Consider the following 23,521-nt stretch of genomic DNA (forward strand, 5'->3'; position numbering starts at 1 on the left):
CAGGAAGGGTGTAACAAGCAAAGCTGTAGGCTGCTTTGCTATCGTTATTACACCCTAATCAATCTTAGTTAGGGTGTTTTCTTTTATAAACCAAAAAAAGGAGCGATAAATATGATGGATCTGCTCACAATGAATCAGCTTTCAAATGAAGAAATCCTTACAATTCTTGAAGATGCGGGTGCGTACAAAGATGGAAGAGGCTGGACATCAAATTCGATGCTCTTTGTTACAAACCTCTTTTTCGAGCCTAGTACTCGAACACGATTTAGCTTCGAGGTCGCAGAAAAAAAACTAGGTTTACACGTGTTGAATTTTTCAGCAGAGCATTCAAGTGTTCAAAAGGGTGAAACTCTTTATGATACTGTGAAGACGCTAGAATCCATAGGGGCAAACGCAGTTGTTATTCGACACGAACAAGATCGGTATTTTGAGGAATTAGAAGGCAAGGTAGGCATTCCAATTATTAATGCTGGAGATGGATGCGGAAATCATCCAACACAGTCATTGTTAGATCTTCTAACCATTAAAGAAGAGTTTGGATACTTTAAAGGATTAACAGTATCAATTCATGGCGATATCAGACATAGCCGAGTGGCTAGATCTAATGCAGAAGTTTTATCAAGGCTGGGTGCACGTGTGCTTTTTGCTGGTCCAGACGAATGGCAAGACGCTTCAAACCCCTATGGTGAATACGCCCCTGTGGATGAAGCGATAACAAGTTCTGATGTCGTAATGCTTTTGAGAATACAGCATGAGCGTCATCATGACCAGTCAAACAGTGTGCAGAATTATTTACAACAATTTGGTTTAACAAAACAACGTGAAAGTATGATGAAGCAACATGCAATTATCATGCATCCAGCTCCGGTAAATCGCGACGTTGAAATTGCAAGTGAACTTATTGAATGTGATCGGTCAAGAATTTTTAAACAAATGGAAAACGGTGTGTATGTCAGAATGGCTGTCCTAAAACGTGCGCTACAAAAAAACGAGCAAAAATTGGAGGAGAAGAATCATGTCATTTGTTCTTAAAAATGGTCTTATTTTAAACGATCAGGGTGAGCTAACGAAAGCAGAAGTTAAAGTCGAAAACGATGTGATCATTGAAATTGCAGAAACAGTATCCTCTGAAAATACAAAAGAAATTGATGTATCTCAGAAATTGATCTCAGTTGGGTTTATCGATTTACATGTTCATTTACGCGAACCTGGTGGAGAACATAAAGAAACGATTGCAACTGGAAGTTTAGCCGCAGCAAAAGGTGGTTTTACGACAATTGCTCCGATGCCAAACACACGTCCTGTCCCTGATTCAAAAGAGCAAATGCAGTGGCTACAAAAAAGAATAAAAGAAACTGCAGTCGTGAATGTTTTACCCTATGCTGCAATTACAACAAGACAACTCGGCGAAGAACTAACACAGTTTGAAGAGTTAAAACAGGCTGGTGCATTTGCCTTTACAGATGATGGCGTTGGTGTTCAATCAGCTGGTATGATGCTAAAAGCGATGAAAGTAGCAGCTGAATTAGGTGTCTCAATCGTTGCGCATTGTGAGGAAAATACATTAATTAATAAAGGTTCAGTACATGAGGGATATTTTTCCAAGAAACATGAGTTGAACGGAATTCCATCTGTGTGTGAAGCTGTACATATTGCCAGAGATGTTTTACTGGCTGAGGCAGCAGGCTGTCATTATCATGTATGCCATATTAGTACGAAGGAATCGGTGAGAGTCGTTCGTGATGCGAAGCGTGCTGGAATTAACGTCACTGCAGAGGTCACTCCACATCATCTTTTATTGTGTGAAGATGATATTCCTGGACTGGATCCAAATTATAAAATGAATCCGCCTTTAAGAAGTAAAAGTGATCAAGCCGCGCTTTTAGAAGGGTTAAGAGATGGGACAATTGATTTTATCGCCACTGATCATGCCCCACATACGGCAACAGAAAAAGATGAGGGCATGCAGTTAGCTCCATTTGGAATTGTTGGCTTGGAGACAGCTTTCCCATTACTATATACACATCTTGTGTTGACAAATAAGTTTACGCTAAAGGAAATCGTTGACTTTTTAACTGTAAAACCAGCAAAAGCTTTTGGACTGCAGCAAGGAAAATTGCAAATAGGTGAAAAAGCAGATCTAACAATTATTGATCTTCAAACTGAAACTAAAATAGATCCGTCCACCTTTGTTTCAAAAGGTAAAAATACACCTTTTACAAACTGGGATTGCCAAGGCTGGCCTACGCTAACCATTGTAAATGGAAACATCGTTTGGGAGAAAGGGGAAGTTACAGCATGAAAAAGCAATTAATACTAGAAGATGGCACAGTTTTTATCGGAAAAGGGTTTGGTAGTGAAAAAGAGACAATCGGGGAAGTCGTTTTTAATACAGGGATGACAGGCTATCAAGAGATTTTATCAGATCCATCCTACTGTGGGCAAATTGTTACCTTAACGTACCCGCTAATTGGTAACTATGGAATTAACCGTGATGATTTTGAAACCATTATCCCGTTTATAGAAGGATTTGTTGTCAAAGAATTCTGTGAGTTTCCCTCGAATTGGAGAAGTGAATATACGCTAGATGAGTATTTTAAACTAAAAGATATTCCAGGAATTGCAGGAATTGATACACGTAAGTTAACAAGAATTATTCGTAAACATGGAGCTTTAAAAGGGGCAATATGCAGTATTAATGAAGATCCTCGTGAAATTGTAGAGAAACTTAAAGGTCGTACCTTACCCATTGACCAAGTTAGAAAGGTTTCAACTAAGACCGCTTACCCAAGCCCTGGGAGAGGACACAGAGTTGTGCTTGTTGATTATGGAATGAAGCACGGCATTTTAAGAGAATTAAATAAACGGAATTGTGATGTCGTCGTTGTTCCATACAATGTTACAGCGAATGAAGTTTTGTAGCTTCGTCCTGATGGCATTATGCTCTCTAATGGACCTGGAGATCCAAAAGATGTTCCAGAAGCAATTGAGATGATTAGAGGAATACTTGGGGAAGTACCTTTATTCGGAATTTGCCTAGGCCATCAATTATTTGCACTAGCTTGTGGGGCAGATACAGAAAAATTAAAATTCGGACATCGGGGCTCAAACCATCCAGTGAAGGACTTATCAACTGGAAAAGTCGCAATTACTGCTCAAAATCACGGGTACACTGTAACAGATGCATCTGTTTATGAGACAAACTTAGAAATAACACATATCGCTTTAAACGATGACACCGTTGAAGGATTAAAGCACAAGGAATTGCCCGCTTTTACTGTCCAATATCACCCAGAGGCTTCACCGGGACCTGAAGATGCCAACGGATTATTTGATCAATTTCTAGATATGATTCAACTTCACAAGAAAGAAGGGGTTACACAATGCCAAAACGTCTAGATATCCAGAAAATACTCGTAATCGGTTCAGGACCGATTGTTATCGGTCAAGCAGCGGAATTTGATTATGCAGGAACTCAAGCCTGTTTGGCACTTAAAGAAGAAGGCTATGAGGTTATTTTAGTAAACTCCAATCCTGCGACAATTATGACAGATACAGAGATAGCCGATAAGGTGTATATTGAACCTCTAAATGTTGAATTTTTAAGTAATATTATCCGAAAAGAGCGACCAGATGCTCTAGTTCCGACTTTAGGAGGACAAACTGGTTTAAATCTGGCTGTCGAACTCGCTGAAAGTGGTGTACTGGATGAGTGTGAAGTTGAAATTTTAGGGACGAAGTTATCAGCCATTAGAAAAGCAGAAGACCGTGACCTTTTCCGTACATTAATGAACGAGTTAAACGAGCCAGTGCCTGATAGTGAAATCATTCATAATTTAGAAGAAGCTTACGAGTTTGTAGGAAGAATTGGTTACCCCGTCATTGTAAGACCTGCTTACACATTAGGCGGAACTGGCGGCGGAATTTGTCACGATGAAGCTGAGCTAATTGAAATTGTCAAAGGCGGCTTAAAAAGCAGTCCTGTGACACAATGCTTACTTGAAAAAAGCATAGCTGGCTTTAAAGAAATCGAATACGAGGTTATGCGTGATGCACATGACAATGCAATCGTAGTTTGTAACATGGAGAATTTTGATCCGGTTGGAATTCACACCGGGGACTCGATTGTTGTTGCACCAAGCCAAACGTTGAGCGATCGAGAATATCAACTGCTACGGAATGTTTCATTAAAAATTATCCGTGCGCTAGGAATTGAGGGTGGCTGTAACGTTCAGCTCGCGTTAGATCCACACAGTTTTCACTATTACATTATTGAAGTAAACCCAAGGGTAAGCAGATCATCTGCACTTGCTTCCAAAGCAACTGGTTATCCGATTGCTAAATTAGCTGCTAAGATTGCTGTAGGATTAACACTTGATGAAATGAAAAACCCTGTAACAGGGAAAAGCTATGCATGCTTTGAGCCTGCACTTGATTACATTGTTACCAAAATTCCACGCTGGCCTTTTGATAAATTCGAATCTGCGAATCGCCATTTAGGTACACAAATGAAAGCAACAGGGGAAGTAATGGCAATCGGACGAACATTCGAAGAGTCCTTGCTAAAAGCGGTGCGTTCTCTAGAAGCAGATGTTAGTCATCTTCACTTAAAGGACGCTGAAATGATTTCGGATGAGCTAATTGAAAAAAGAATCCGTAAAGCGGGCGATGAGCGCCTTTTCTACATTGCTGAGGCGATTAAAAGAGGTGTAACACTGCAAACCATCCATGAGTGGAGTCAAATCGATTTATTCTTTTTAGTGAAAATCTCAAATATTGTTGAGTTTGAAGAAACACTGAAAGAAAACATCTTCGAACTTCAATGTTTACTTGAAGCAAAGGAACTTGGATTCTCTGATTCAGCAATTGCAACACTTTGGAACACAACCGAAAGGGAAGTTTATGAGCTCCGTAAACAAGCGGGAATAAGCCCTGTCTATAAGATGGTCGATACTTGTGCTGCGGAGTTCGAATCGACAACTCCTTATTTCTATGGAACGTACGAAGAAGAAAATGAATCAATTGTTACTGAGAAAGAAAGTGTAATTGTGCTTGGATCAGGACCAATTCGAATTGGACAAGGAATTGAGTTTGATTATGCAACCGTGCACTCTGTGTGGGCAATAAAAGAAGCAGGCTATGAGGCAATCATCGTAAACAACAACCCTGAAACAGTGTCTACTGACTTTAGCATCTCAGACAAGCTTTACTTTGAGCCACTGACGGTTGAAGATGTGATGCATATTATCGATCTAGAAAAACCAAAAGGTGTTATCGTACAATTCGGAGGCCAAACGGCTATTAATCTTGCAAGTGAGCTTCAAGCTCGTGGAGTGAAAATTCTTGGTACCTCTCTTGAAGATTTGGACCGAGCTGAAAATCGAGATAAATTCGAACAAACATTAGAAAAACTAGGAGTTCCTCAACCTCTAGGAAAAACCGCAACATCTGTACACGAAGCCGTAAAAATAGCAAAAAAGATTGGTTATCCCGTATTAGTGAGACCTTCGTATGTACTAGGTGGTCGTGCAATGGAAATTGTCTATCAAGAAAATGAACTCCTTCACTATATGGAAAACGCTGTGAAAATTAACCCGCAGCACCCTGTGTTAATTGATAAATATTTAACAGGCAAAGAAATTGAGGTAGATGCGATTTCTGATGGGCAAACAGTCGTCATTCCTGGAATTATGGAGCATATCGAACGAGCAGGAGTGCATTCGGGAGATTCAATCGCTGTTTATCCACCACAAACGCTATCAGGGGAAATTCAACAGAAAATTGTTGATTATACGATTAGACTTGCAAAGGGCTTAAACATTGTAGGGCTATTAAATATCCAATTTGTACTTTACAAAGATGATATTTTCGTCTTGGAGGTTAACCCTCGCTCAAGTCGAACAGTACCATTTTTAAGCAAAATCACAGGGATTTCAATGGCTAATCTCGCAACAAAAGTCATTCTAGGAACAAAGTTAAGTGATCTAGGCTTTAGCACTGGATTGCATCCAGAAAGCGCTGGAGTCTATGTCAAAGTACCAGTATTTTCATTCGCAAAGCTACGCAACGTTGACATCACACTCGGTCCTGAAATGAAATCAACAGGAGAAGTTATGGGGAAGGATCATACGTTAGAAAAAGCGTTATACAAAGGGCTCGTTGCCTCTGGCATTCATATTCAAAACCATGGCTCTGTTCTGTTGACTATTGCAGATAAGGACAAAGAAGAAGGCTTAGAAATTGCGAAAAGATTTCATCACATCGGCTATCAGATACTAGCTACAAGTGGAACTGCAGAACATTTAAGCAAGCAAGGCATTCCAGCAAAAATCGTTAACAAAATCGGGGCAGATGAACCAAATCTTTTGGATGTTATCCGAAAAGGTGACGCGCAATTTGTCATCAATACCTTAACAAAGGGAAAACAACCAGCAAGAGATGGCTTTAAAATTCGTCGTGAATCCGTAGAGAATGGAATTCCTTGCTTAACATCACTGGATACGGCTAAAGCAATATTAGCAGTACTCGAATCGATGACATTTTCAACTGAAACAATGCCTAAAGTTAAAAAGCAGCAGGTGGTGAGTCTAGCGTGATCAAAAAAGAGCTCATGACAGTGATTAACCAACTGAGAATAGCAAAAAACATCTTTCAGTTAACAGTTGAAGGTGAGCTCGTTAAAGAAATGAGTGAGCCAGGTCAATTTGTTCATTTAAAAGTAACAGAAGGCTCAGCGCCTTTATTACGAAGACCGATCAGTATCTCTGAAATTGACAAAGAAAAAAATCAATTCACAATGATATACCGAGCAGAAGGAGCTGGCACTCAGCTTCTTTCTGCTAAAAAACCTGGCGATAATGTAGATGTTCTTGGACCACTTGGAAATGGTTTTCCTACTGAACAATTGAAAGCAGGTCAAACCGCACTTTTAGTGGGTGGAGGTATTGGTGTGCCGCCTTTACTAGAATTGTCAAAGAGGTTAGTTGAAAAGGGAGTAATTGTTAAACATGTTATTGGCTTTGAAACCCTAGATGTTGTGTTTTTAGAACATGAACTTAAACGGTTAGGTAAAACTTATGTAACAACTGTTGACGGAACATATGGTAGCAAAGGTTTTGTAACAGATTTAATCACTAATTATGAGTTAGAGTTTGATACGACATTTGCATGTGGACCAACGCCTATGTTGCGTGCGCTTGAAACGTTATATTCTCATAAACCTATGTATCTGTCTTTAGAAGAACGCATGGGCTGTGGAATTGGCGCTTGCTTTGCATGTGTTTGTCATACACAAGCTGATCCAGATGGTACAAGTTATAAAAAAGTTTGCAGCGATGGTCCTGTATTTTTGGCCGGAGAGGTGGTTATTTAAGAGATGTTAAATGTTCAACTACCAGGTTTGAGTCTTAAAAATCCAATCATGCCTGCATCAGGATGCTTCGGTTTTGGAAAAGAGTATGCAAATATATATGATGTAAGTCAGCTTGGCGCAATCATGATTAAAGCAACAACAAGTGAACCTCGTTTTGGTAATGCAACACCACGAGTCGCAGAAACGGAAGCAGGAATGTTAAATGCGATCGGTCTACAAAATCCTGGTCTTGAAAAAGTGATCGAAAATGAACTCACGTGGCTAGAGCAGTTCGATGTGCCAATCATCGCAAACGTAGCAGGTTCACAAATAGAAGATTATGTAGAAGTAACCAAGGAAATTAGTAAATCACCAAATGTACATGCAATTGAATTAAACATTTCCTGTCCGAATGTAAAAACAGGTGGCATTGCATTTGGAACCGTTCCAGAAATAGCTGCACAGCTAACAAGAGCAGTAAAAAATGTTTCCGAAGTACCCGTCTATGTGAAACTTTCACCGAATGTAACGAATATCGTTGAGATTGCTAAAGCTATTGAACAAGCAGGTGCTGATGGTTTAACGATGATTAACACTCTGCTAGGCATGCGTCTTAACTTAAAAACAGGAAAACCAATTCTTTCAAACAAAACAGGCGGGCTTTCTGGTCCTGCAATTAAGCCAGTTGCGATTCGAATGATTTATGAAGTAAGTCAGTCAGTGAATATTCCAATCATTGGGATGGGTGGCATTCAAACGGTGGATGATGTCATTGAGTTTATGTATGCCGGGGCTTCGGCAGTTGCAGTTGGTACAGCAAATTTTGTTAACCCATTTATTTGCCCTGAGCTTATTGATGCATTGCCGGAACGATTAAAGGAACTTGGGTTTGACCACGTTTCAGAAATTGTCGGAAGGAGCTGGAAATATGATCGAAAGACCGCTCATTATTGCCCTTGATTTTTCTGAGCGCATCAAAGTCAATCAATTTTTATCCTCTTTTGAAAGTGAGACACTTTATGTGAAAGTGGGAATGGAGCTCTTTTATAAAGAGGGACCATCTATTATTGATGACTTAAAAGAAAAGGGTCATAAAATTTTCTTAGATTTAAAACTGCATGATATTCCGAATACTGTTAAAAAGGCGATGCATGGACTAGCAAAACTCGATGTAGACCTTGTCAATGTTCACGCCGCAGGAGGCCGTTCTATGATGGAGTCAGCTATTGAAGGTCTTGAAAGTGGAACAATAGCAGGAAAAGTAAGACCAGCTTGCATTGCGGTTACTCAACTTACAAGTACAACTCAAGAGATGGTTAAGGATGAGCTATTAATTAATGAAGAGTTAAGGGATGTTGTGCTTCATTATGGAAAAACAGCTTTTGAAAGTGGTCTTGATGGAGTTGTCTGCTCTTCACATGAGGTTAGGCTTATTCAGCAGCAAATCAGCTCCGATTTTATAACAGTAACCCCAGGAATCCGTATAAAGGGCGATGCTGCCAACGATCAAGTGCGAATCGCTACTCCTGAACTAGCGAGAGAGCTTGGGTCCACTGCAATTGTTGTGGGAAGAAGCATTACGGGTGCAGATGATCCTTACGAAACATACAAGATGGTTAAGAAAATGTGGGAGGGTATTACTTCATGAAAAAAGAAATTGCAAAAAAACTTTTACAAATTGAAGCGGTTTATTTACAGCCAAATAACCCTTTTACATGGTCAAGTGGCATAAAATCTCCTATTTATTGTGACAACCGATTAACCTTGTCATATCCGGAAATTAGAAATGTCATTGCAGAAGGTCTAGTGAGTCTAATAGAGACACATTTTCCCGATGTGGAGATAATCGCCGGAACAGCAACAGCAGGAATACCTCACGCAGCATGGGTGAGCGATCGTTTATCCCTTCCGATGTGCTATGTACGCAGTAAAGCAAAAGGTCATGGAAAAGGGAATCAAATCGAAGGCAAAGTATTGCCAAACCAAAAGGTTGTCGTCGTTGAGGATTTAATCTCAACAGGTGGGAGCGCGATCACAGCAGTTGAAGCACTTCGAGCGGAAGGCTGTGAAGTACTTGGTGTTGTCTCCATTTTTACATATGGACTTTCAGTTGGAAAAGAATTGCTAGAAGAAGCTAACATTAAAGCCCATTCCTTAAGTGATTATGAAGCCTTAATACAAGTAGCAGTAGAAGAGGGTTATGTTTCAGAAAAGGATGTACAAAAGCTAAAGAATTGGCGAGAAGATCCTTCTAGCGACAACTGGATGCTGACTATTTAAAAGGGATAAAAGGAGTAGAGGAGACATTAAACCGTCTATTCTATTCCTTTTCTTTAAATGAACCAAATGAATACAGATAAGCCAAACCCGATTAGACCTATTAAGAGAAAACTAGTGTGATAGATTAGCTTCACTTTTGTATCTGGTATCCGTATCAGTAGTAAGAAGTTCCAAAAAAGTAGACCAGTTATAGAAAACCAAAACATTTGACCAGTGACAGATTTCTTCAAATCCTCTAAAAATTCCTTGTTCGAACTAAACGTCAAGCAATGTGCAAGTCCTACACAAAAAAAGTAAATCCCCACGATAGAACTAAGTATCTTTATGTATAAATCCAAGCTAATCACCTCTATATCTTAAAGGTAGTCTTACATATAAAACGTTCAAAATGCAGAAAAGTTCCACTTTTTAAAATAAAAAAATAACAAATCTAGGAATAAAAGGTTTGGTTTACTATAAATTTCAAGGGTAACTTTGTCAATAAGCAGGAAGAAATTTGGGTAATTTTTCCCATTTTAAAATAAATATTAATCCTATCAGTAAACTCGGGTTGACTTTTGTTTGAATTGTGCTAAAATTTGAAAATAATAGCATAACTTCTTATCAAGAGTGGTGAAGGGAACTGGCCCGAGGAAACCCGGCAACCTGCTGATATTTTTCAGTAAGGTGCTAATTCCAGCAAAATGAAGCCCATTTTGAAAGATAAGGTATATCCATACCTACTTCTTTCCATTCTGGAGAGAATTTTTTCGTTTATGAGTTCTATTCATAAGTTCCTAGTTTAAGAGAAGATCATCTCTTTAGAAGCATGGTAGGTTTTTTAGGGGGAGTTATATGGGGAACGAAGAGCAATTTGATGCTGTAGCGAATAAACTAAAGGAAATGCTAAACACGATGAAATATGGATCCATTACGCTTGTCATTCAAGATGGAAAAGTAATTCAGCTTGAGAAAAATGAAAAAGTACGGTTAAAGTGAAAAAATGCTGACTAGACAAACTAGAGGCGATCTTATCTTTCGTTGTAAATCAACGATCGGTATAGTCGTTTTTTCTTTAACAACAAATGCTAAAGAGGTGATTTAAGCTATGTTAACGTATGAAACTTGGAGTCCCCCTGAGGGTGAGTTTGATCTCGATGATCGGTATAAGGGTGCATTAAATGTCTTAAGCTGGGCGTACCAAGAGTACGGTGAAAATGTTGTGTATGCGTGTAGTTTTGGGATAGAAGGAATTGTGTTAATTGATTTAATAGCAAAAGTAAAACCAGATGCCAAGATCGTTTTCTTAGATACAGATGTCCATTTCAAAGAAACGTACGAGTTAATTGATAAGGTGAAACTTAAGTATCCATCTCTTCGGATTGAGCTTAAAAAGCCAAAGTTAACTTTAGAGGAACAAGCCAAGAAATACGGTGAAAAACTTTGGGAACGAGAACCAAATTCATGCTGCGAAATTCGTAAAATCTTGCCTTTACAAGAAACATTAAGTGGATCTGTTGCCTGGATTTCTGGCTTAAGACGCGAGCAATCAGAAACAAGAAAATCAGTCAATTTTATAAACAAAGATGATCGATTTCAGTCCATAAAAATTTGTCCGCTTATCCATTGGACTTGGAAGGAAATATGGAGATATGTTCACAAAAACGATCTCGATTACAATCCATTACACGACAAAGGATACCCTAGTATTGGGTGTTTCCACTGTACCAAGCCTGCTTTTGATGAAAGTGATTTACGAGCAGGAAGATGGACAGGACAAATGAAAACAGAATGTGGCCTCCATCAATAGGAGGAAGGGTGAGTAGATGCTAGAGATCATTGCGTTTTCAATCAGTCTATTTTTTGCAATGAACATTGGAGCAAGTGGTGCAGCGGCATCTATGGGTGTTGCATATGGCTCTGGAGCCATTACAAAAGCAAGGTATGCATTACTTTTATGTGGAGTAGGGGTTTTATTAGGTGCTGTTATTGGTGGAGGAGAAGTTGTTAAAACAATCAGTTCAGGTATTGTTCCAGAAAGACTAATGTCCATTGAAGTGGTCATTATTATCCTTTTTTCAGCTACATGTTCTTTGTTTTTAGCAAATCTAATTGGAATTCCATTGTCTACAAGTGAGGTGACAGTTGGAGCGGTTGTAGGTGTGGGAGTTGCGTATAATCTGTTATTTGTTAAATCATTACTTTGGATTGTCATGTTTTGGATGCTTACACCTATCGCGGCTTTTCTCATCTCAATTTTGTTTGTTAAACTGCTTTATAAATTTCAAGGAAACAAGAAAGTTCGTAAAGAAGCAAAGATTCTCACCTATCTACTTATATTTGTTGGGTTTTTAGAAGCATTTTCAGCTGGGATGAACAATGTTGCAAATGCCATTGGTCCTTTAGTAAGTGCAGGAATGATCAACGTCACAAATGGAACATGGATTGGCGGAGCATTTGTTGCACTAGGTGCTGTCTTACTTGGAAAGAGAGTATTAGAAACGAATGGAAAAAAGATTACCAAATTTTCAAAAACCGAGGGAATTTTAATCTCTGGTACGGGAGCTAGCTTAGTGATCATCAGTTCACTTTTTGGCATTCCTGTTCCTCTAACACAAATTACTACTTCATCCATTTTAGGTATTGGCATTGCTAAAAACGGGAGAAACGTATTCCAAAAGAAGGTTGTCCAAAATATGTTGAAAATTTGGATTATCTCTCCTTTAGTTTCGCTTACGATGTCATACTTTCTTGTCAAACTGTTTATAGAGAGCGATCTTTATACGATTTTTGTATTAGTGAGTTTGTTGCTTGCGACAATAGGGGCAATCAGCTTAATTAAGGGTACGAAACAAGAAAAGCGGACTGTACATGAAGATGGTGGAGGAATTTAAGTTTTAAACCAAGTATAAAGATGAGTATAGGAGGAAAAGAAATGAGTTTACAAGCACATGGTGGAGAATTAGTACAACAAGTATTTTTGGGAAAATCAGTTTCAACTATTGAAAAGGAAGTTGAATTAGATTCGATTGCATTAAGTGATTTAGAGCTGATTGCGATCGGTGCCTACAGTCCAATTAATGGATTTCTAACCAAGGATGACTATTCAAGTGTTGTTGAGAGTATGAGATTACATGATGGCACAGTTTGGAGCATTCCAATTACGCTGCCAATTAGCGAGTTAGAGAGTTCAAAAATTAAGATTGGAGAGGAAGTAAGGTTGGTTAACAAGTCAATTACATACGGTACTATCGTAATTGATGAAATCTATCAGCCTAATAAACAAATAGAAGCAATCAGCGTATATGGAACCGACGATCGTAACCATCCAGGTGTGAAAAAATTACTAGAGCGTGGAGATTACTATGTAGGTGGGCAGATTACCTTAGTAAAACGTCCACCTAAGCCATTTCCTGAATATTATTTAGACCCTAGAGATACAAGAGAAGCATTCAAAGACCTTGGCTGGAAAAAGATTGTTGGATTTCAAACGAGAAATCCTGTTCATCGTGCACACGAATACATTCAAAAAACGGCATTAGAAACTGTAGATGGATTATTTTTGAATCCACTTGTAGGTGAAACAAAGTCAGATGATATTCCTGCAGATATTCGAATGAAGAGCTATCAAATACTATTAGCCAATTATTATCCAAAAGATCGCGTATTTCTTGCAGTATTCCCTGCTGCCATGAGATATGCAGGGCCAAGAGAAGCCATTTTTCACGCACTAGTCCGCAAAAACTATGGATGCACTCACTTTATTGTTGGAAGAGATCATGCAGGTGTTGGTGATTATTATGGGACGTATGATGCGCAAAAGATTTTCTCAAACTTTCAAGCAGAAGAAATAGGAATTACGCCACTTTTCTTTGAACATAGCTTTTATTGCACGAAATGTGAAGCGATGGCTTCTTCTAAAACGTGTCCACATGACGCAAGTGATCACGTTATTCTAAGTGGTACGAAGGTTAGAGAAATGCTTCGCAACGGTGAAATTCCTCCAAGTGAATTCAGCCGTAAAGAAGTGATTGAAGTATTGATAGAAGGTCTAAAAGAAACTGTGACGTCATAAGGAAGGGGATTTTGAGAATGAGTGCAAATAATATTGTATGGCATGATGCTTCTGTTACAAAAGAGGAGAGACGAAAAAAAAATAATCATGGTAGTTATGTTTTATGGTTTACTGGACTATCTGGATCCGGGAAATCCACACTAGCAAACGCATTATCAAGACAACTGTTTGAGTCAGAAATTGAGTCTTACGTTTTAGATGGTGATAATATTCGTCATGGCTTGAACAAAGATCTCTTTTTTTCAGAAAGTGATCGAAAAGAAAACATCCGTCGAATTGGTGAAGTATCAAAACTATTTGTAGACAGTGGTCAAGTGGTGATAACTGCTTTTATTTCTCCATACCGTGAAGATCGAGCACAAGTGCAGCAACTCCTTGAGGAAAATGAGTTTATTGAAGTTTATGTAGAATGTTCATTAGATGAGTGCGAAAAAAGAGATCCAAAAGGCTTATACAAAAAAGCCCGTAATCACGAAATTAAAGACTTTACTGGGATTGATTCACCATATGAGGCACCAATTAATCCTGACTTAACCGTTAATACTGAAACACAAACAATCCAAGAATCTGTTAAAATAATTATTAAGTACTTAGAAAATAAGCAGCTGATTAAAGTTAAATAAAGTTTTACAGCCTGCTGAGGAAGTACGGGATTTGTTTTACAAGAACAAGAAACTTTTTCAAAGGTTGTAAAGAGGTGAGGTTAATGGCAAAGGTATATTTAGTTGGAGCAGGCCCTGGTGATGAAGAATTATTAACGATAAAAGCGCTAAAATGTATTGAAAAAGCAGATGTCATTTTATATGATCGACTTATTAACAAAGAAATTTTAAAGTATGCGAAACCGGGTGCTGACCTCGTTTATTGTGGAAAACTCCCAAACTATCATACGATGAAACAAGAAACAATTAATCATTTTCTTGTTAAATATGCAAAAGATGGCAAGGTTGTTACACGACTTAAAGGTGGAGATCCGTTCGTTTTTGGTCGAGGTGGGGAAGAAGCCGAAGCATTAGCCAAAAATAAAATCCCCTTTGAAGTTGTCCCCGGAGTTACCTCAGGAATAGCGGCTGCAGCATATGCTGGTATTCCTGTAACTCACAGGGACTTAAGTGCAAGTGTGGCTTTCGTAACTGGCCATCGGAAAGACAATGAGGCCGAGGACGTTAAATGGGAGTCACTAGCAAAAGGGATTGATACGTTAGCAATCTATATGGGAGTTAACAACTTACCCTATATTCGTCAACAATTAATCAAGCATGGCAAAAGTGAAAACACACCAGTGGCCGTTATTCAATGGGGCACAACAGATGTCCAGCGTTCAATAACTGGGACATTGAGTACGATCTATGATCTAGTGATCCAAGAAAAGCTGACAAATCCTTGTATGATCATTGTAGGTGAAGTTGTCAGGTTAAAAGATCAAATTAGCTGGTATGAAGGAATGCTTCATCAAAAAGCGACAAGTGAGGCTCTTTAATTATGAAACAAGCCGTACTGTATGTGTGTCACGGAAGTCGATTACCTAAAGCATGTCAAGAAGCCATCGAATTTATTGAGAGTGTTAAACCGAAAGTAAATGTATCGATCCAAGAAATTAGTTTTCTTGAATTATCTTCACCTACAATAGAAGATGGCTTTAAAAATTGTGTGAACAAAGGTGCAACACATATTGCGGTTGTCCCGCTTCTACTTTTAACAGCGGCGCATGCCAAACAGGATATTCCTAAGGAAGTAAGACATGTTGCTAAAAACTATCCGCACGTTAAGCTTACCTATGGAAGACCGATTGGTGTTCATCCTAACATGACGGACATCCTCATCGATAAAATAAAAGAAGTCACAACCCTTTCTTCATTTTCGACCGGAATAATTGTTGGAAGAGGAAGTAGTGATTCCGAGGTTGTAACAGATTTAAAAACGATCGCAACGTCACTACAAACTAATTCTAATTTATCAGCTGTTCACGCTTGTTTCTTAACAGCTGCTCAGCCTAAATTTGAATCCTTCATAGAAGAAATTTATCATTCAGATGTTCAGTCAATTGTTATTATTCCTTATTTACTTTTTACGGGAGTATTAAAAAGAGAGATTGATACGGCGATTAAAAAATATGATTGGAAAAATCGTGACATTTCTATTTGTGCTTATCTTGCTCCACATCCGTCATTGATTGATGTATTTCTTGAAAGAGTAGAAGAGGCCCTTCAAAATAAGCAGGAACAGTTTTCGTTTATGGGAGATAAGTGCGATGTTACCACTGCATATTAATGTTACCGATAAAAAGGTATTAATTGTCGGGGGTGGTAAAATTGCCACTCGAAGACTTCAGACCTTCTTAAACGAGGGTGCAACAATTAGGGTTGTAAGTCCTGAGGCATCGAAAGAAATTGAGGAACTAGCAGAGACTGGGGTCATTCAATGGGAGCAAAAAGAAATCACGATTGAAGATTTAAATTCAGCATCGATTATTATTGCTGCCACAAATCACCCCGAAATTAATGAGTGGATTGCAGAAAAAGCAAGTGAGCACCAGCTTGTAAATGTTGTAAGTTCAGCAGAAAAAGGCAATTTAACGATCCCTAAGTTTGTAACTAAGGGAAGACTCACCTTTTCTGTTTCAACCAATGGCGCAAGTCCATTACTTGCAAAGCAAATATGTGAACAGATTGGCAATCAATTTGATGAAGAATTTATTAGTGAGCTCAACAGAATGTATGAAGAACGGCAAAATAAAAAAAGGAACTTTTAAAGGTGCACTTACACACCTTTTGAAGTTCCTTTTCTTAAGCGAAACACCAAATCTTCATCTGGTGTAACAAAAACAGTTTGTTGATTGTCGTAAATCACAAAGCCCGGTTTTGATCCACTAGGTTTTTTTACATAGCGAATTGCCGTATAATCTACTGGCACTGAGCTTGAATTTTTTGCCTTACTAAAGTAGGCAGCAAGATTAGCAGCTTCTAATATCGTTTCATCTGAAGGTGTTTTACTTCGAATAACAACATGTGAGCCGGGGATGTCCTTTGTGTGAAACCACACATCATCTCGAGCAGCCACACGATTTGTTAAAAACTCATTTTGTTTATTGTTTTTGCCAACAATGATCTCCATACCGTCACTAGAAAGATAATGCTCAAGAACAGGCTTTAAGACTTTTTTCTTTTTCGTTCCTTTTGTTTGTCTTTGTCGAAGATACCCACCTTCAATTAATTCTTCACGTATTTCCTCAATATCTCTTGGCGCGGCTGATTCCATTTGCTGTAGCAAGCCATCGAAATATACCACTTCAGCATCTGCTAATCGAATTTGCTCTTCAACAAAGGAAATTGATTTTTTTGCTTTTTGATACTTTTGAAAGTAGCTCTGGGCATTTTCAGAGGGTGTTTTCAATGTGCTTAAAGGGATGGTAACAAATCCACCGCTTTCGTCATAGTAATTGATCACTTCAGCTTCCTTGTCGCCTTTTTTTACATTGTAAAGATTAGCTGTTAACAATTCACCGAAGAGTTGAAATTTATTCGCTTTTTCAGCATCTTCTAAGGTTGATTTCAGTTTTTTTATTTTGCTAATGTTCTTTTTCCGTTCATTTAAAATAAACCGTTCAAAATCATGTCCTTGCTGCTTCACTCGGTCACGTTCTGACTTTCCGTAATAGTAACGATCCAATAATTCAGACAAAGTGGAGAATGTTTTATTCTCGCGACTGTCAAGGTGAGTTAAAGAAATCATGTAAAAAATCTCTTTTTTTTCGGTTACCATAATACTCGGTGTGTAATCTCCAGCTCTAATCCCCTCAATTAAACTTAAAAAGGCTTTCGGTAGTGACATTCGGTTCACTAGACCTGCTTTGTGGAGGACTTCCTTTGCAAATAGAGGTGAAAGTCCAGAAAACCTTTCAACAAGCTGTTGATCAAGCTTCCCGCCATGAAAATCCAACTTTTTTAAAAGTGTTTCTTCATCAGCAGAAAAAGGGTTCGCCTTTTCTTGGCTAGGAGGCAGGACATATGTGTTCCCGGGTAAAACAGTTCGATGTCGGTTTACAGCTGGTGAAAGATGCTTGATGCTATCGAGAATCATTCCTCGTTCTTTATCTAAGAGAATTATATTGCTATGTCTCCCCATGATCTCAATCATTAACCTTTTTTCAGTTAAATCACCTAATTCATTTCTACTTTTAATATCAATGATGACGATCCGTTCAACGTCAAGCTGCTCAATATTTTCAATCACGCCGCCCTCTAAATGCTTCCTTAAAAGCATACAAAACATAGGTGGCTCGCTCGGGTTATCGTAGGATTCTCCTGTAATGTGCATTCTTGCATAGTTAGGATGGGCAGAGATAAATAATTTCTGATTTTTCCCGTTAACGCGAACTTGTAGAATAAGATCATATTTATATGGTTGATGGATTTTAGCAATCTTCCCACCAACAAGTGTATCTTTTAGTTCTTTTGTAATTGCATATGTAAACAAGCCATCGAATGACATGGTTAAAACCTACTTTCTTTCTCTTGTGTAAGTAAAAGTATAGACGCTTACGTGAATTTCTTCAAAAATAACAATGTATAAACCTCTTTATAAAGAATTGCGTTTCGGCATCCAGCTCTAGCGCCTAGCCCCGACAAGGCGCTTTCGCTTTTGTTTAATAATTATAGCATGTTTTAGGACGAGTCTGAATAAGTTGACTATATATCAATGGCTTGAACTATTTCACGTTGTAAGGGGTGTGTCGGATTTCATGAAATGGCATGAGATGAGATTAGAGGAAGTAGTGAATACAACAAATTCAGATGTCGATGAGGGACTAAAAGAAAAAGAAGTTGAAAGTAAGATTAAGCAATTTGGATACAATGAGCTGCAAGAAGCTGAACGTCCTTCCGCATTTTTATTGTTTTTAAGTCAATTTAAGGACTTCATGGTTCTTGTATTACTTGTAGCAACGTTAATTTCTGGACTTCTTGGCGAATATATTGATGCCATTGCGATTATCGCCATTGTTCTCGTTAATGGTGTTTTAGGTTTTTTTCAAGAAAGACGAGCTGAAAAGTCTCTAGAGGCATTGAAGGAATTATCTGCACCACAAGTTAGCGTGCTGAGAAACGGTGAATGGACTCGAGTGCTATCAAAAGAGCTCGTCCCAGGTGATGTCGTGAAATTTTCAAGTGGGGACCGCATTGGGGCTGACATGCGTTTAGTAGAAACGAAAAGTCTTGAAATTGAAGAATCTGCACTCACAGGGGAATCACTTCCCGTTCAAAAGACAACTCAGCCAATTGCAGGGGATAATATAGGACTTGGTGATTTAACGAATATGGTGTTCATGGGAACACTAGTGACAAGAGGTAGCGGAATCGGAATTGTTGTTGGTACGGGTATGAAAACGGCGATGGGGCAAATCGCAGATCTTTTGCAAAATGCAGAAGTTATGGACACTCCTCTGCAGCGCCGATTAGAACAATTAGGAAAAATTCTAATTGTTGTTGCCCTATTACTGACTGTTCTTGTTGTCGCGATTGGCGTATTACAAGGACATGATCTCTATAACATGTTCTTAGCTGGTGTTTCACTAGCCGTTGCCGCGATTCCTGAAGGGTTACCTGCGATCGTAACCGTTGCACTTTCTTTAGGTGTTCAACGCATGATTAAACAAAAATCAATAGTCAGGAAGCTACCCGCGGTTGAAACGCTTGGTTGCGCTTCGGTTATATGCTCTGATAAAACAGGAACATTAACTCAAAATAAAATGACAGTAACGCATCTTTGGTCGAGTGATAATACATGGGAAGTGAGTGGAACAGGCTATCATCCACATGGCGAGTTTACTCAACAGGGGAAAGAGATCGTTGCTAAACAAAATAAAACGCTGCAACAAATTCTCACGTTCGGTATGCTTTGTAATATCGCAGATGTTATTGAAAAAGAAGGAGATTTTCACTTAGATGGAGATCCAACGGAAGGTGCTTTAATCGTGGCTGCGATGAAAGCAGGCTTCAAAAAAGAAATGCTGTTGCGATCCTTTAAGATTGTCGAGGAATTTCCATTTGATTCAACAAGGAAAATGATGAGTGTCGTAATAGAAGATAAAAATAAAAAAAGATTTGTTGTCACAAAAGGAGCACCAGATGTTTTAATCGGTGTTTCTGAGCATGTACTTTGGAATGAAAGACAAGAAGTTTTTTCGGCAAAGTATAAATCAACTGTTCAAAATGCCATAGATGAACTAGCTTCTGGGGCGTTAAGAACGATTGCGATTGCATTTAAGCCTCTCAAGGAAAATGAAAAAGTCTATTCTGAATTTGAAGCGGAAAAGAATCTAGTTTTTATTGGTTTACAAGGAATGATTGATCCTCCACGTCCTGAGGTAAAAACGGCTGTGAAGGAATGTCGAGATGCTGGGATAAAAACAGTCATGATAACGGGTGACCACGTGATCACTGCCAAAGCAATCGCTAGACAATTAAATATCCTTCCACTAAACGGGAAAGTGATGGACGGTCAAACGCTATCAACTTTATCGGTTGAAGAATTAGAAGATGTTGTTGATGATGTGTATGTTTTTGCAAGGGTATCACCTGAACATAAGTTGAAGATTGTCAAAGCATTGCAAAAACGAGGACATATTGTCGCCATGACAGGGGATGGTGTCAATGATGCTCCTGCAATTAAAGCCGCTGACATCGGAATTTCAATGGGGATCACAGGAACAGATGTAGCAAAAGAAGCATCTGCATTAGTTCTTGTTGATGATAATTTCGCAACCATTAAATCAGCAATTAAAGAAGGAAGAAATATTTACGAAAATATCCGAAAATTTATTCGGTATTTGCTCGCTTCAAACGTTGGAGAAATTCTCGTCATGTTGTTTGCGATGTTGTTAGGACTTCCTTTGCCATTAGTACCAATTCAAATACTTTGGGTTAATCTTGTAACAGATGGTCTTCCGGCGATGGCATTAGGTCTTGATCAACCAGAGGATGATTTAATGAAACGGAAACCTCGTCATCCGAAAGAAGGCGTCTTCGCGAGAGGATTAGGCTGGAAAGTGATTTCTAGAGGGTTCTTAATAGGAATTGCAACCTTGGCAGCCTTTATGGTTGTTTATTACCGTAATCCTGACAATTTAATTTACGCACAAACCATCGCATTTGCGACATTAGTCATGGCTCAGCTTATTCATGTTTTTGACTGTAGAAGTGAAAAATCTATCTTTGAGCGTAATCCATTTGGGAACAAATATTTATTAGGTGCAGTTGCATCCTCTCTTCTTTTGTTGCTAGTGGTAATTTACTATGAACCATTACAACCCATTTTCCATACTGTTCCAATCGAACCTCGTGATTGGTTACTCGTCCTAGGAATGTCCGCAATACCAACTTTTTTGTTGGTCGGCTCATTTTTAACAAGAAAATCATCATAAGGTGTGCTATAATCCATAGGAGGTGACACATACGTCACCTCCTTTGCCGTTTTTTGATATACATACTAATGAAATGCGAACGAAAACGATGAGTAATCGGAAAGTGATGTGATACATAATGGTCTTAAGTATGACGGGCTTTGGTCGTTCTGTAGGAGAGTTTGACCGTGGTAAACTTACGGTCGAGATCAAGTCTGTAAATCATCGATTTTCTGAAATAAGCATTAAAATGCCAAGACAGTTTCTATCAATCGAGGATAAAATTAAAAAGGCGATTACACAAAGTGTTCATAGGGGACGAGTTGAGGCATTTATTCAATGTGATGGTGAATCGTTGGTTGAACGATCAATCAAGGTAGATTGGAATCTTCTCGAACAGTATGCTGTGACGTTATCAACCATTAAGAATCAATATAATATACAAGAGCCATTGACTCTAAATCAGCTACTAGCTATTGACGATGTCATCAGTATAAATGAAGAAACTAAAATCCAAGATGAATTAGAAATCAATCTAATAAATGTCGTATACGATGCTGTTTTGCATTTAGTTACAATGCGTAAAGCCGAAGGAGAACAGCTTAAGATAGATATAAGTAAGCGTCTAACACAGATATCCATACATACGGATGAACTTAAAAGATTAGCACCACTTGTCATTGACTCATACCGAGAAAAGGTCCAAAAAAGAATTTCAGAATATGTAACAGGGATAATCGATGAAAATCGAATTCTAACGGAAGTTGCTCTTTTTGCTGACAGAGTAGATATTAGTGAAGAACTTACACGAATAGATAGTCATATTCATCAATTTTTAGAGACGTTAGAAGTAATAGGACCGATTGGAAGAAAACTAGACTTTATCGTTCAAGAGCTTAACCGTGAAGCTAATACGATCGGATCCAAGGCAAATGACAGACAAATTGCAAAAGTTGTTGTCGATATAAAAAGCATGATTGAAAAAATTAAGGAACAAGTTCAGAATATTGAATAGAATTCAAAATATTGATTATAATAGTCCGTTTAAGTCAAGAATACAGAGTGTAGACAAAGTACAAATGGAGCACCTTCAGGCTGATTGAAAACGTTTGTCAGTCGAGGCTCATAACACGTTCGGGGAGCGTAGCTGCCCAAAATGGCAATGAGCACCGGAGTAGGGGTCGCAGGCGAAGAATGCGAGCGTTTGGCGGGCAGCCTGAAGAATAGTTTTTGTCTTTGCCAGGGGGAGCGAAAGGTAATGAGTATTAAGCTAATTAACATCGGATTCGGCAATATTGTGTCTGCTAACCGAATTATTTCGATTGTGAGTCCTGAGTCGGCTCCAATTAAACGAATTATACAGGATGCTAGAGATCGAGCAATGCTCATTGATGCTACATACGGTCGACGTACACGAGCTGTCGTGATTATGGACAGTGATCATATCATATTATCAGCAGTACAGCCTGAAACGGTTGCACACAGGCTTGCAAATAAAGAAGAGTTACAAGATGAAGGGTAGGTAGAAAATAGGATATGAAAGAAAGAGGATTATTAATCGTCCTATCGGGTCCTTCAGGAGTAGGTAAAGGAACGGTTAGAAAAGAAATATTTTCACAAAATGACGCCAATTTTCAATACTCGATCTCGATGACAACTCGGAAACCTCGTGCAGGCGAAGTAGACGGTGTTGATTACTTTTTTAAATCTAGAGAAGAGTTTGAAGAGTTGATAAAGCAAGAAAAATTACTAGAATGGGCTGAATACGTAGGGAATTATTACGGAACACCTGTTGATTATGTTGAGCAGACCTTGAGCGAAGGCAGAGATGTTTTCTTAGAAATTGAAGTTCAAGGTGCACTTCAGGTTCGAAAAGCGTTTCCGGAAGGTTTGTTTATTTTCCTTGCTCCACCAAGCTTGAATGAATTAAAAAATAGAATTGTCACAAGAGGAACAGAATCTCAAGAGTTAATTGACAATCGCATGAAAGTTGCAAAAGAAGAAATTATTATGATGGACGCTTATGATTATGTGGTTGAAAATGACCGTGTTGATTTAGCTTGTGAACGGATTAATGCAATTGTCGTCGCAGAGCACTGTCGACGTGAACGAATTGCTCCTAGATATAAAAAACTACTGGAGGTAGAATAAAAATGTTATATCCTTCTATTGATGTGTTAATGAATAAGTTAGATTCAAAATATACCCTTGTAACTGTTGCTGCTAGACGTGCACGTGAAATGCAAGAAAAACTAGATCAACAAATTGAGCACCCAATTTCGTATAAATTTGTAGGTAAAGCACTTGAAGAAATTAACGAAGGACTTTTAGATTACGAAAAAGCTGAAAAAAAATAAATCTACTTGATAACAACCTAGTTGCTAGGTTGTTATTTTTTTCAAATCTATATAGGATTGGTACAATAGAAACAGGACGA

21 protein-coding genes, 1 pseudogene and 1 riboswitch are annotated in these 23,521 nt (G+C 38.5%); of the genes and pseudogenes, 21 read left to right on the top strand and 1 reads right to left on the bottom strand.

The window, feature by feature from the left end:
- Window positions 1-111 precede the first annotated feature (111 nt).
- From ACFFIX_RS07140 to ACFFIX_RS07215, 16 genes and pseudogenes are all read left to right on the top strand, one after another.
- Window positions 112-1,032, top strand: coding sequence for an aspartate carbamoyltransferase catalytic subunit (locus ACFFIX_RS07140; protein ID WP_378932027.1), 921 nt, complete (start codon window positions 112-114; stop codon window positions 1,030-1,032).
- A complete protein-coding gene (gene pyrC, locus ACFFIX_RS07145) occupies window positions 1,016-2,302 on the top strand; it encodes a dihydroorotase (RefSeq protein ID WP_378932029.1) in 1,287 nt (428 codons plus the stop codon). Before ACFFIX_RS07140 ends, pyrC begins: the two co-directional genes overlap by 17 nt.
- Window positions 2,299-3,399: pseudogene (locus ACFFIX_RS07150) on the top strand (carbamoyl phosphate synthase small subunit). The gene pyrC and the pseudogene ACFFIX_RS07150 overlap by 4 nt, the downstream one beginning before the upstream one ends.
- Window positions 3,384-6,596 (top strand): carbamoyl-phosphate synthase large subunit, encoded by a 3,213-nt coding sequence (gene carB / locus ACFFIX_RS07155; RefSeq protein ID WP_378932031.1) that lies wholly within the window; start codon window positions 3,384-3,386, stop codon window positions 6,594-6,596. The pseudogene ACFFIX_RS07150 and the gene carB overlap by 16 nt, the downstream one beginning before the upstream one ends.
- On the top strand, window positions 6,593-7,372 hold the full coding sequence (locus tag ACFFIX_RS07160) for a dihydroorotate dehydrogenase electron transfer subunit (RefSeq protein ID WP_378932032.1): 780 nt from the start codon (window positions 6,593-6,595) through the stop codon (window positions 7,370-7,372). The genes carB and ACFFIX_RS07160 overlap by 4 nt, the downstream gene beginning before the upstream one ends.
- Before the next feature lie 3 nt (window positions 7,373-7,375).
- Window positions 7,376-8,311 (top strand): dihydroorotate dehydrogenase, encoded by a 936-nt coding sequence (locus tag ACFFIX_RS07165; RefSeq protein WP_378932034.1) that lies wholly within the window; start codon window positions 7,376-7,378, stop codon window positions 8,309-8,311.
- Window positions 8,283-8,999 carry an orotidine-5'-phosphate decarboxylase gene (gene pyrF, locus ACFFIX_RS07170; protein ID WP_378932422.1) on the top strand — a complete coding sequence of 239 codons (717 nt, stop codon included), beginning with the start codon at window positions 8,283-8,285 and terminating at the stop codon, window positions 8,997-8,999. The genes ACFFIX_RS07165 and pyrF overlap by 29 nt, the downstream gene beginning before the upstream one ends.
- The gene (pyrE, locus tag ACFFIX_RS07175; RefSeq protein WP_378932036.1) at window positions 8,996-9,631 is read left to right on the top strand and encodes an orotate phosphoribosyltransferase; all 636 of its coding nucleotides are present in this window, start codon (window positions 8,996-8,998) and stop codon (window positions 9,629-9,631) included. The genes pyrF and pyrE overlap by 4 nt, the downstream gene beginning before the upstream one ends.
- Before the next feature lie 597 nt (window positions 9,632-10,228).
- Window positions 10,229-10,340, top strand: a riboswitch (SAM riboswitch).
- 125 nt (window positions 10,341-10,465) lie between these two features.
- The gene (locus tag ACFFIX_RS07180; RefSeq protein WP_378932038.1) at window positions 10,466-10,609 is read left to right on the top strand and encodes a YezD family protein; all 144 of its coding nucleotides are present in this window, start codon (window positions 10,466-10,468) and stop codon (window positions 10,607-10,609) included.
- 109 nt (window positions 10,610-10,718) lie between these two features.
- Window positions 10,719-11,420, top strand: coding sequence for a phosphoadenylyl-sulfate reductase (locus ACFFIX_RS07185; protein WP_378932039.1), 702 nt, complete (start codon window positions 10,719-10,721; stop codon window positions 11,418-11,420).
- Window positions 11,421-11,436: 16 nt separating this feature from the next.
- The gene (gene cysP, locus ACFFIX_RS07190; protein ID WP_378932040.1) at window positions 11,437-12,504 is read left to right on the top strand and encodes a sulfate permease; all 1,068 of its coding nucleotides are present in this window, start codon (window positions 11,437-11,439) and stop codon (window positions 12,502-12,504) included.
- A gap of 41 nt (window positions 12,505-12,545) precedes the next feature.
- Window positions 12,546-13,685, top strand: coding sequence for a sulfate adenylyltransferase (gene sat / locus ACFFIX_RS07195; RefSeq protein WP_378932042.1), 1,140 nt, complete (start codon window positions 12,546-12,548; stop codon window positions 13,683-13,685).
- 17 nt (window positions 13,686-13,702) lie between these two features.
- On the top strand, window positions 13,703-14,308 hold the full coding sequence (gene cysC, locus ACFFIX_RS07200; protein WP_378932044.1) for an adenylyl-sulfate kinase: 606 nt from the start codon (window positions 13,703-13,705) through the stop codon (window positions 14,306-14,308).
- An 83-nt stretch (window positions 14,309-14,391) separates the two neighbouring features.
- On the top strand, window positions 14,392-15,165 hold the full coding sequence (cobA, locus tag ACFFIX_RS07205) for a uroporphyrinogen-III C-methyltransferase (protein ID WP_378932046.1): 774 nt from the start codon (window positions 14,392-14,394) through the stop codon (window positions 15,163-15,165).
- 2 nt (window positions 15,166-15,167) lie between these two features.
- A complete protein-coding gene (locus ACFFIX_RS07210) occupies window positions 15,168-15,956 on the top strand; it encodes a sirohydrochlorin chelatase (protein ID WP_378932047.1) in 789 nt (262 codons plus the stop codon).
- On the top strand, window positions 15,937-16,437 hold the full coding sequence (locus ACFFIX_RS07215) for a siroheme synthase domain-containing protein (RefSeq protein ID WP_378932049.1): 501 nt from the start codon (window positions 15,937-15,939) through the stop codon (window positions 16,435-16,437). The genes ACFFIX_RS07210 and ACFFIX_RS07215 overlap by 20 nt, the downstream gene beginning before the upstream one ends.
- An 8-nt stretch (window positions 16,438-16,445) precedes the next feature.
- Here the strand turns inward: ACFFIX_RS07215 and ACFFIX_RS07220 are convergent, their stop codons facing one another.
- A complete protein-coding gene (locus ACFFIX_RS07220) occupies window positions 16,446-18,176 on the bottom strand; it encodes an Rqc2 family fibronectin-binding protein (protein ID WP_378932051.1) in 1,731 nt (576 codons plus the stop codon).
- Between the two features lie 250 nt (window positions 18,177-18,426).
- Between ACFFIX_RS07220 and ACFFIX_RS07225 the strand changes: the two genes are divergently transcribed.
- The 5 genes from ACFFIX_RS07225 (at window position 18,427) to rpoZ (ending at window position 23,441) form a co-directional block, all read left to right on the top strand.
- Window positions 18,427-21,105: a calcium-translocating P-type ATPase, SERCA-type gene (locus ACFFIX_RS07225; RefSeq protein ID WP_378932053.1), complete on the top strand. Its 2,679-nt coding sequence runs from the start codon at window positions 18,427-18,429 to the stop codon at window positions 21,103-21,105.
- A 118-nt stretch (window positions 21,106-21,223) separates the two neighbouring features.
- Entirely contained in the window at window positions 21,224-22,099 is an 876-nt protein-coding gene (locus ACFFIX_RS07230) for a YicC/YloC family endoribonuclease (protein ID WP_378932055.1), read from the top strand.
- 243 nt (window positions 22,100-22,342) lie between these two features.
- Window positions 22,343-22,606: an extracellular matrix/biofilm regulator RemA gene (gene remA / locus ACFFIX_RS07235; RefSeq protein ID WP_378932057.1), complete on the top strand. Its 264-nt coding sequence runs from the start codon at window positions 22,343-22,345 to the stop codon at window positions 22,604-22,606.
- 14 nt (window positions 22,607-22,620) lie between these two features.
- Window positions 22,621-23,235 carry a guanylate kinase gene (gene gmk / locus ACFFIX_RS07240; protein ID WP_378932059.1) on the top strand — a complete coding sequence of 205 codons (615 nt, stop codon included), beginning with the start codon at window positions 22,621-22,623 and terminating at the stop codon, window positions 23,233-23,235.
- A 2-nt stretch (window positions 23,236-23,237) separates the two neighbouring features.
- Complete coding sequence (rpoZ, locus tag ACFFIX_RS07245) at window positions 23,238-23,441, top strand: DNA-directed RNA polymerase subunit omega (RefSeq protein WP_378932060.1); 204 nt, start codon at window positions 23,238-23,240, stop codon at window positions 23,439-23,441.
- Window positions 23,442-23,521 lie beyond the last annotated feature (80 nt).

This window comes from Metabacillus herbersteinensis (assembly GCF_042433335.1).
GTDB classification, from domain to species: Bacteria; Bacillota; Bacilli; order Bacillales; family Bacillaceae; genus Metabacillus; species Metabacillus herbersteinensis.

Excerpts from the sequence above, each read along its gene's own strand:
- ACFFIX_RS07140 (WP_378932027.1), top strand. The coding sequence starts at position 112 with ATGATGGATCTGCTCACAATGAATCAGCTTTCAAATGAAGAAATCCTT.
- pyrC (WP_378932029.1), top strand. The coding sequence starts at position 1,016 with ATGTCATTTGTTCTTAAAAATGGTCTTATTTTAAACGATCAGGGTGAG.
- carB (WP_378932031.1), top strand. The coding sequence starts at position 3,384 with ATGCCAAAACGTCTAGATATCCAGAAAATACTCGTAATCGGTTCAGGA.
- ACFFIX_RS07165 (WP_378932034.1), top strand. The coding sequence starts at position 7,376 with ATGTTAAATGTTCAACTACCAGGTTTGAGTCTTAAAAATCCAATCATG.
- pyrE (WP_378932036.1), top strand. The coding sequence starts at position 8,996 with ATGAAAAAAGAAATTGCAAAAAAACTTTTACAAATTGAAGCGGTTTAT.
- ACFFIX_RS07180 (WP_378932038.1), top strand. The coding sequence starts at position 10,466 with ATGGGGAACGAAGAGCAATTTGATGCTGTAGCGAATAAACTAAAGGAA.
- ACFFIX_RS07185 (WP_378932039.1), top strand. The coding sequence starts at position 10,719 with ATGTTAACGTATGAAACTTGGAGTCCCCCTGAGGGTGAGTTTGATCTC.
- cysP (WP_378932040.1), top strand. The coding sequence starts at position 11,437 with ATGCTAGAGATCATTGCGTTTTCAATCAGTCTATTTTTTGCAATGAAC.
- sat (WP_378932042.1), top strand. The coding sequence starts at position 12,546 with ATGAGTTTACAAGCACATGGTGGAGAATTAGTACAACAAGTATTTTTG.
- cysC (WP_378932044.1), top strand. The coding sequence starts at position 13,703 with ATGAGTGCAAATAATATTGTATGGCATGATGCTTCTGTTACAAAAGAG.
- cobA (WP_378932046.1), top strand. The coding sequence starts at position 14,392 with ATGGCAAAGGTATATTTAGTTGGAGCAGGCCCTGGTGATGAAGAATTA.
- ACFFIX_RS07210 (WP_378932047.1), top strand. The coding sequence starts at position 15,168 with ATGAAACAAGCCGTACTGTATGTGTGTCACGGAAGTCGATTACCTAAA.
- ACFFIX_RS07215 (WP_378932049.1), top strand. The coding sequence starts at position 15,937 with ATGTTACCACTGCATATTAATGTTACCGATAAAAAGGTATTAATTGTC.
- ACFFIX_RS07220 (WP_378932051.1), bottom strand. The coding sequence starts at position 18,176 with ATGTCATTCGATGGCTTGTTTACATATGCAATTACAAAAGAACTAAAA.
- ACFFIX_RS07225 (WP_378932053.1), top strand. The coding sequence starts at position 18,427 with ATGAAATGGCATGAGATGAGATTAGAGGAAGTAGTGAATACAACAAAT.
- ACFFIX_RS07230 (WP_378932055.1), top strand. The coding sequence starts at position 21,224 with ATGGTCTTAAGTATGACGGGCTTTGGTCGTTCTGTAGGAGAGTTTGAC.
- remA (WP_378932057.1), top strand. The coding sequence starts at position 22,343 with ATGAGTATTAAGCTAATTAACATCGGATTCGGCAATATTGTGTCTGCT.
- gmk (WP_378932059.1), top strand. The coding sequence starts at position 22,621 with ATGAAAGAAAGAGGATTATTAATCGTCCTATCGGGTCCTTCAGGAGTA.
- rpoZ (WP_378932060.1), top strand. The coding sequence starts at position 23,238 with ATGTTATATCCTTCTATTGATGTGTTAATGAATAAGTTAGATTCAAAA.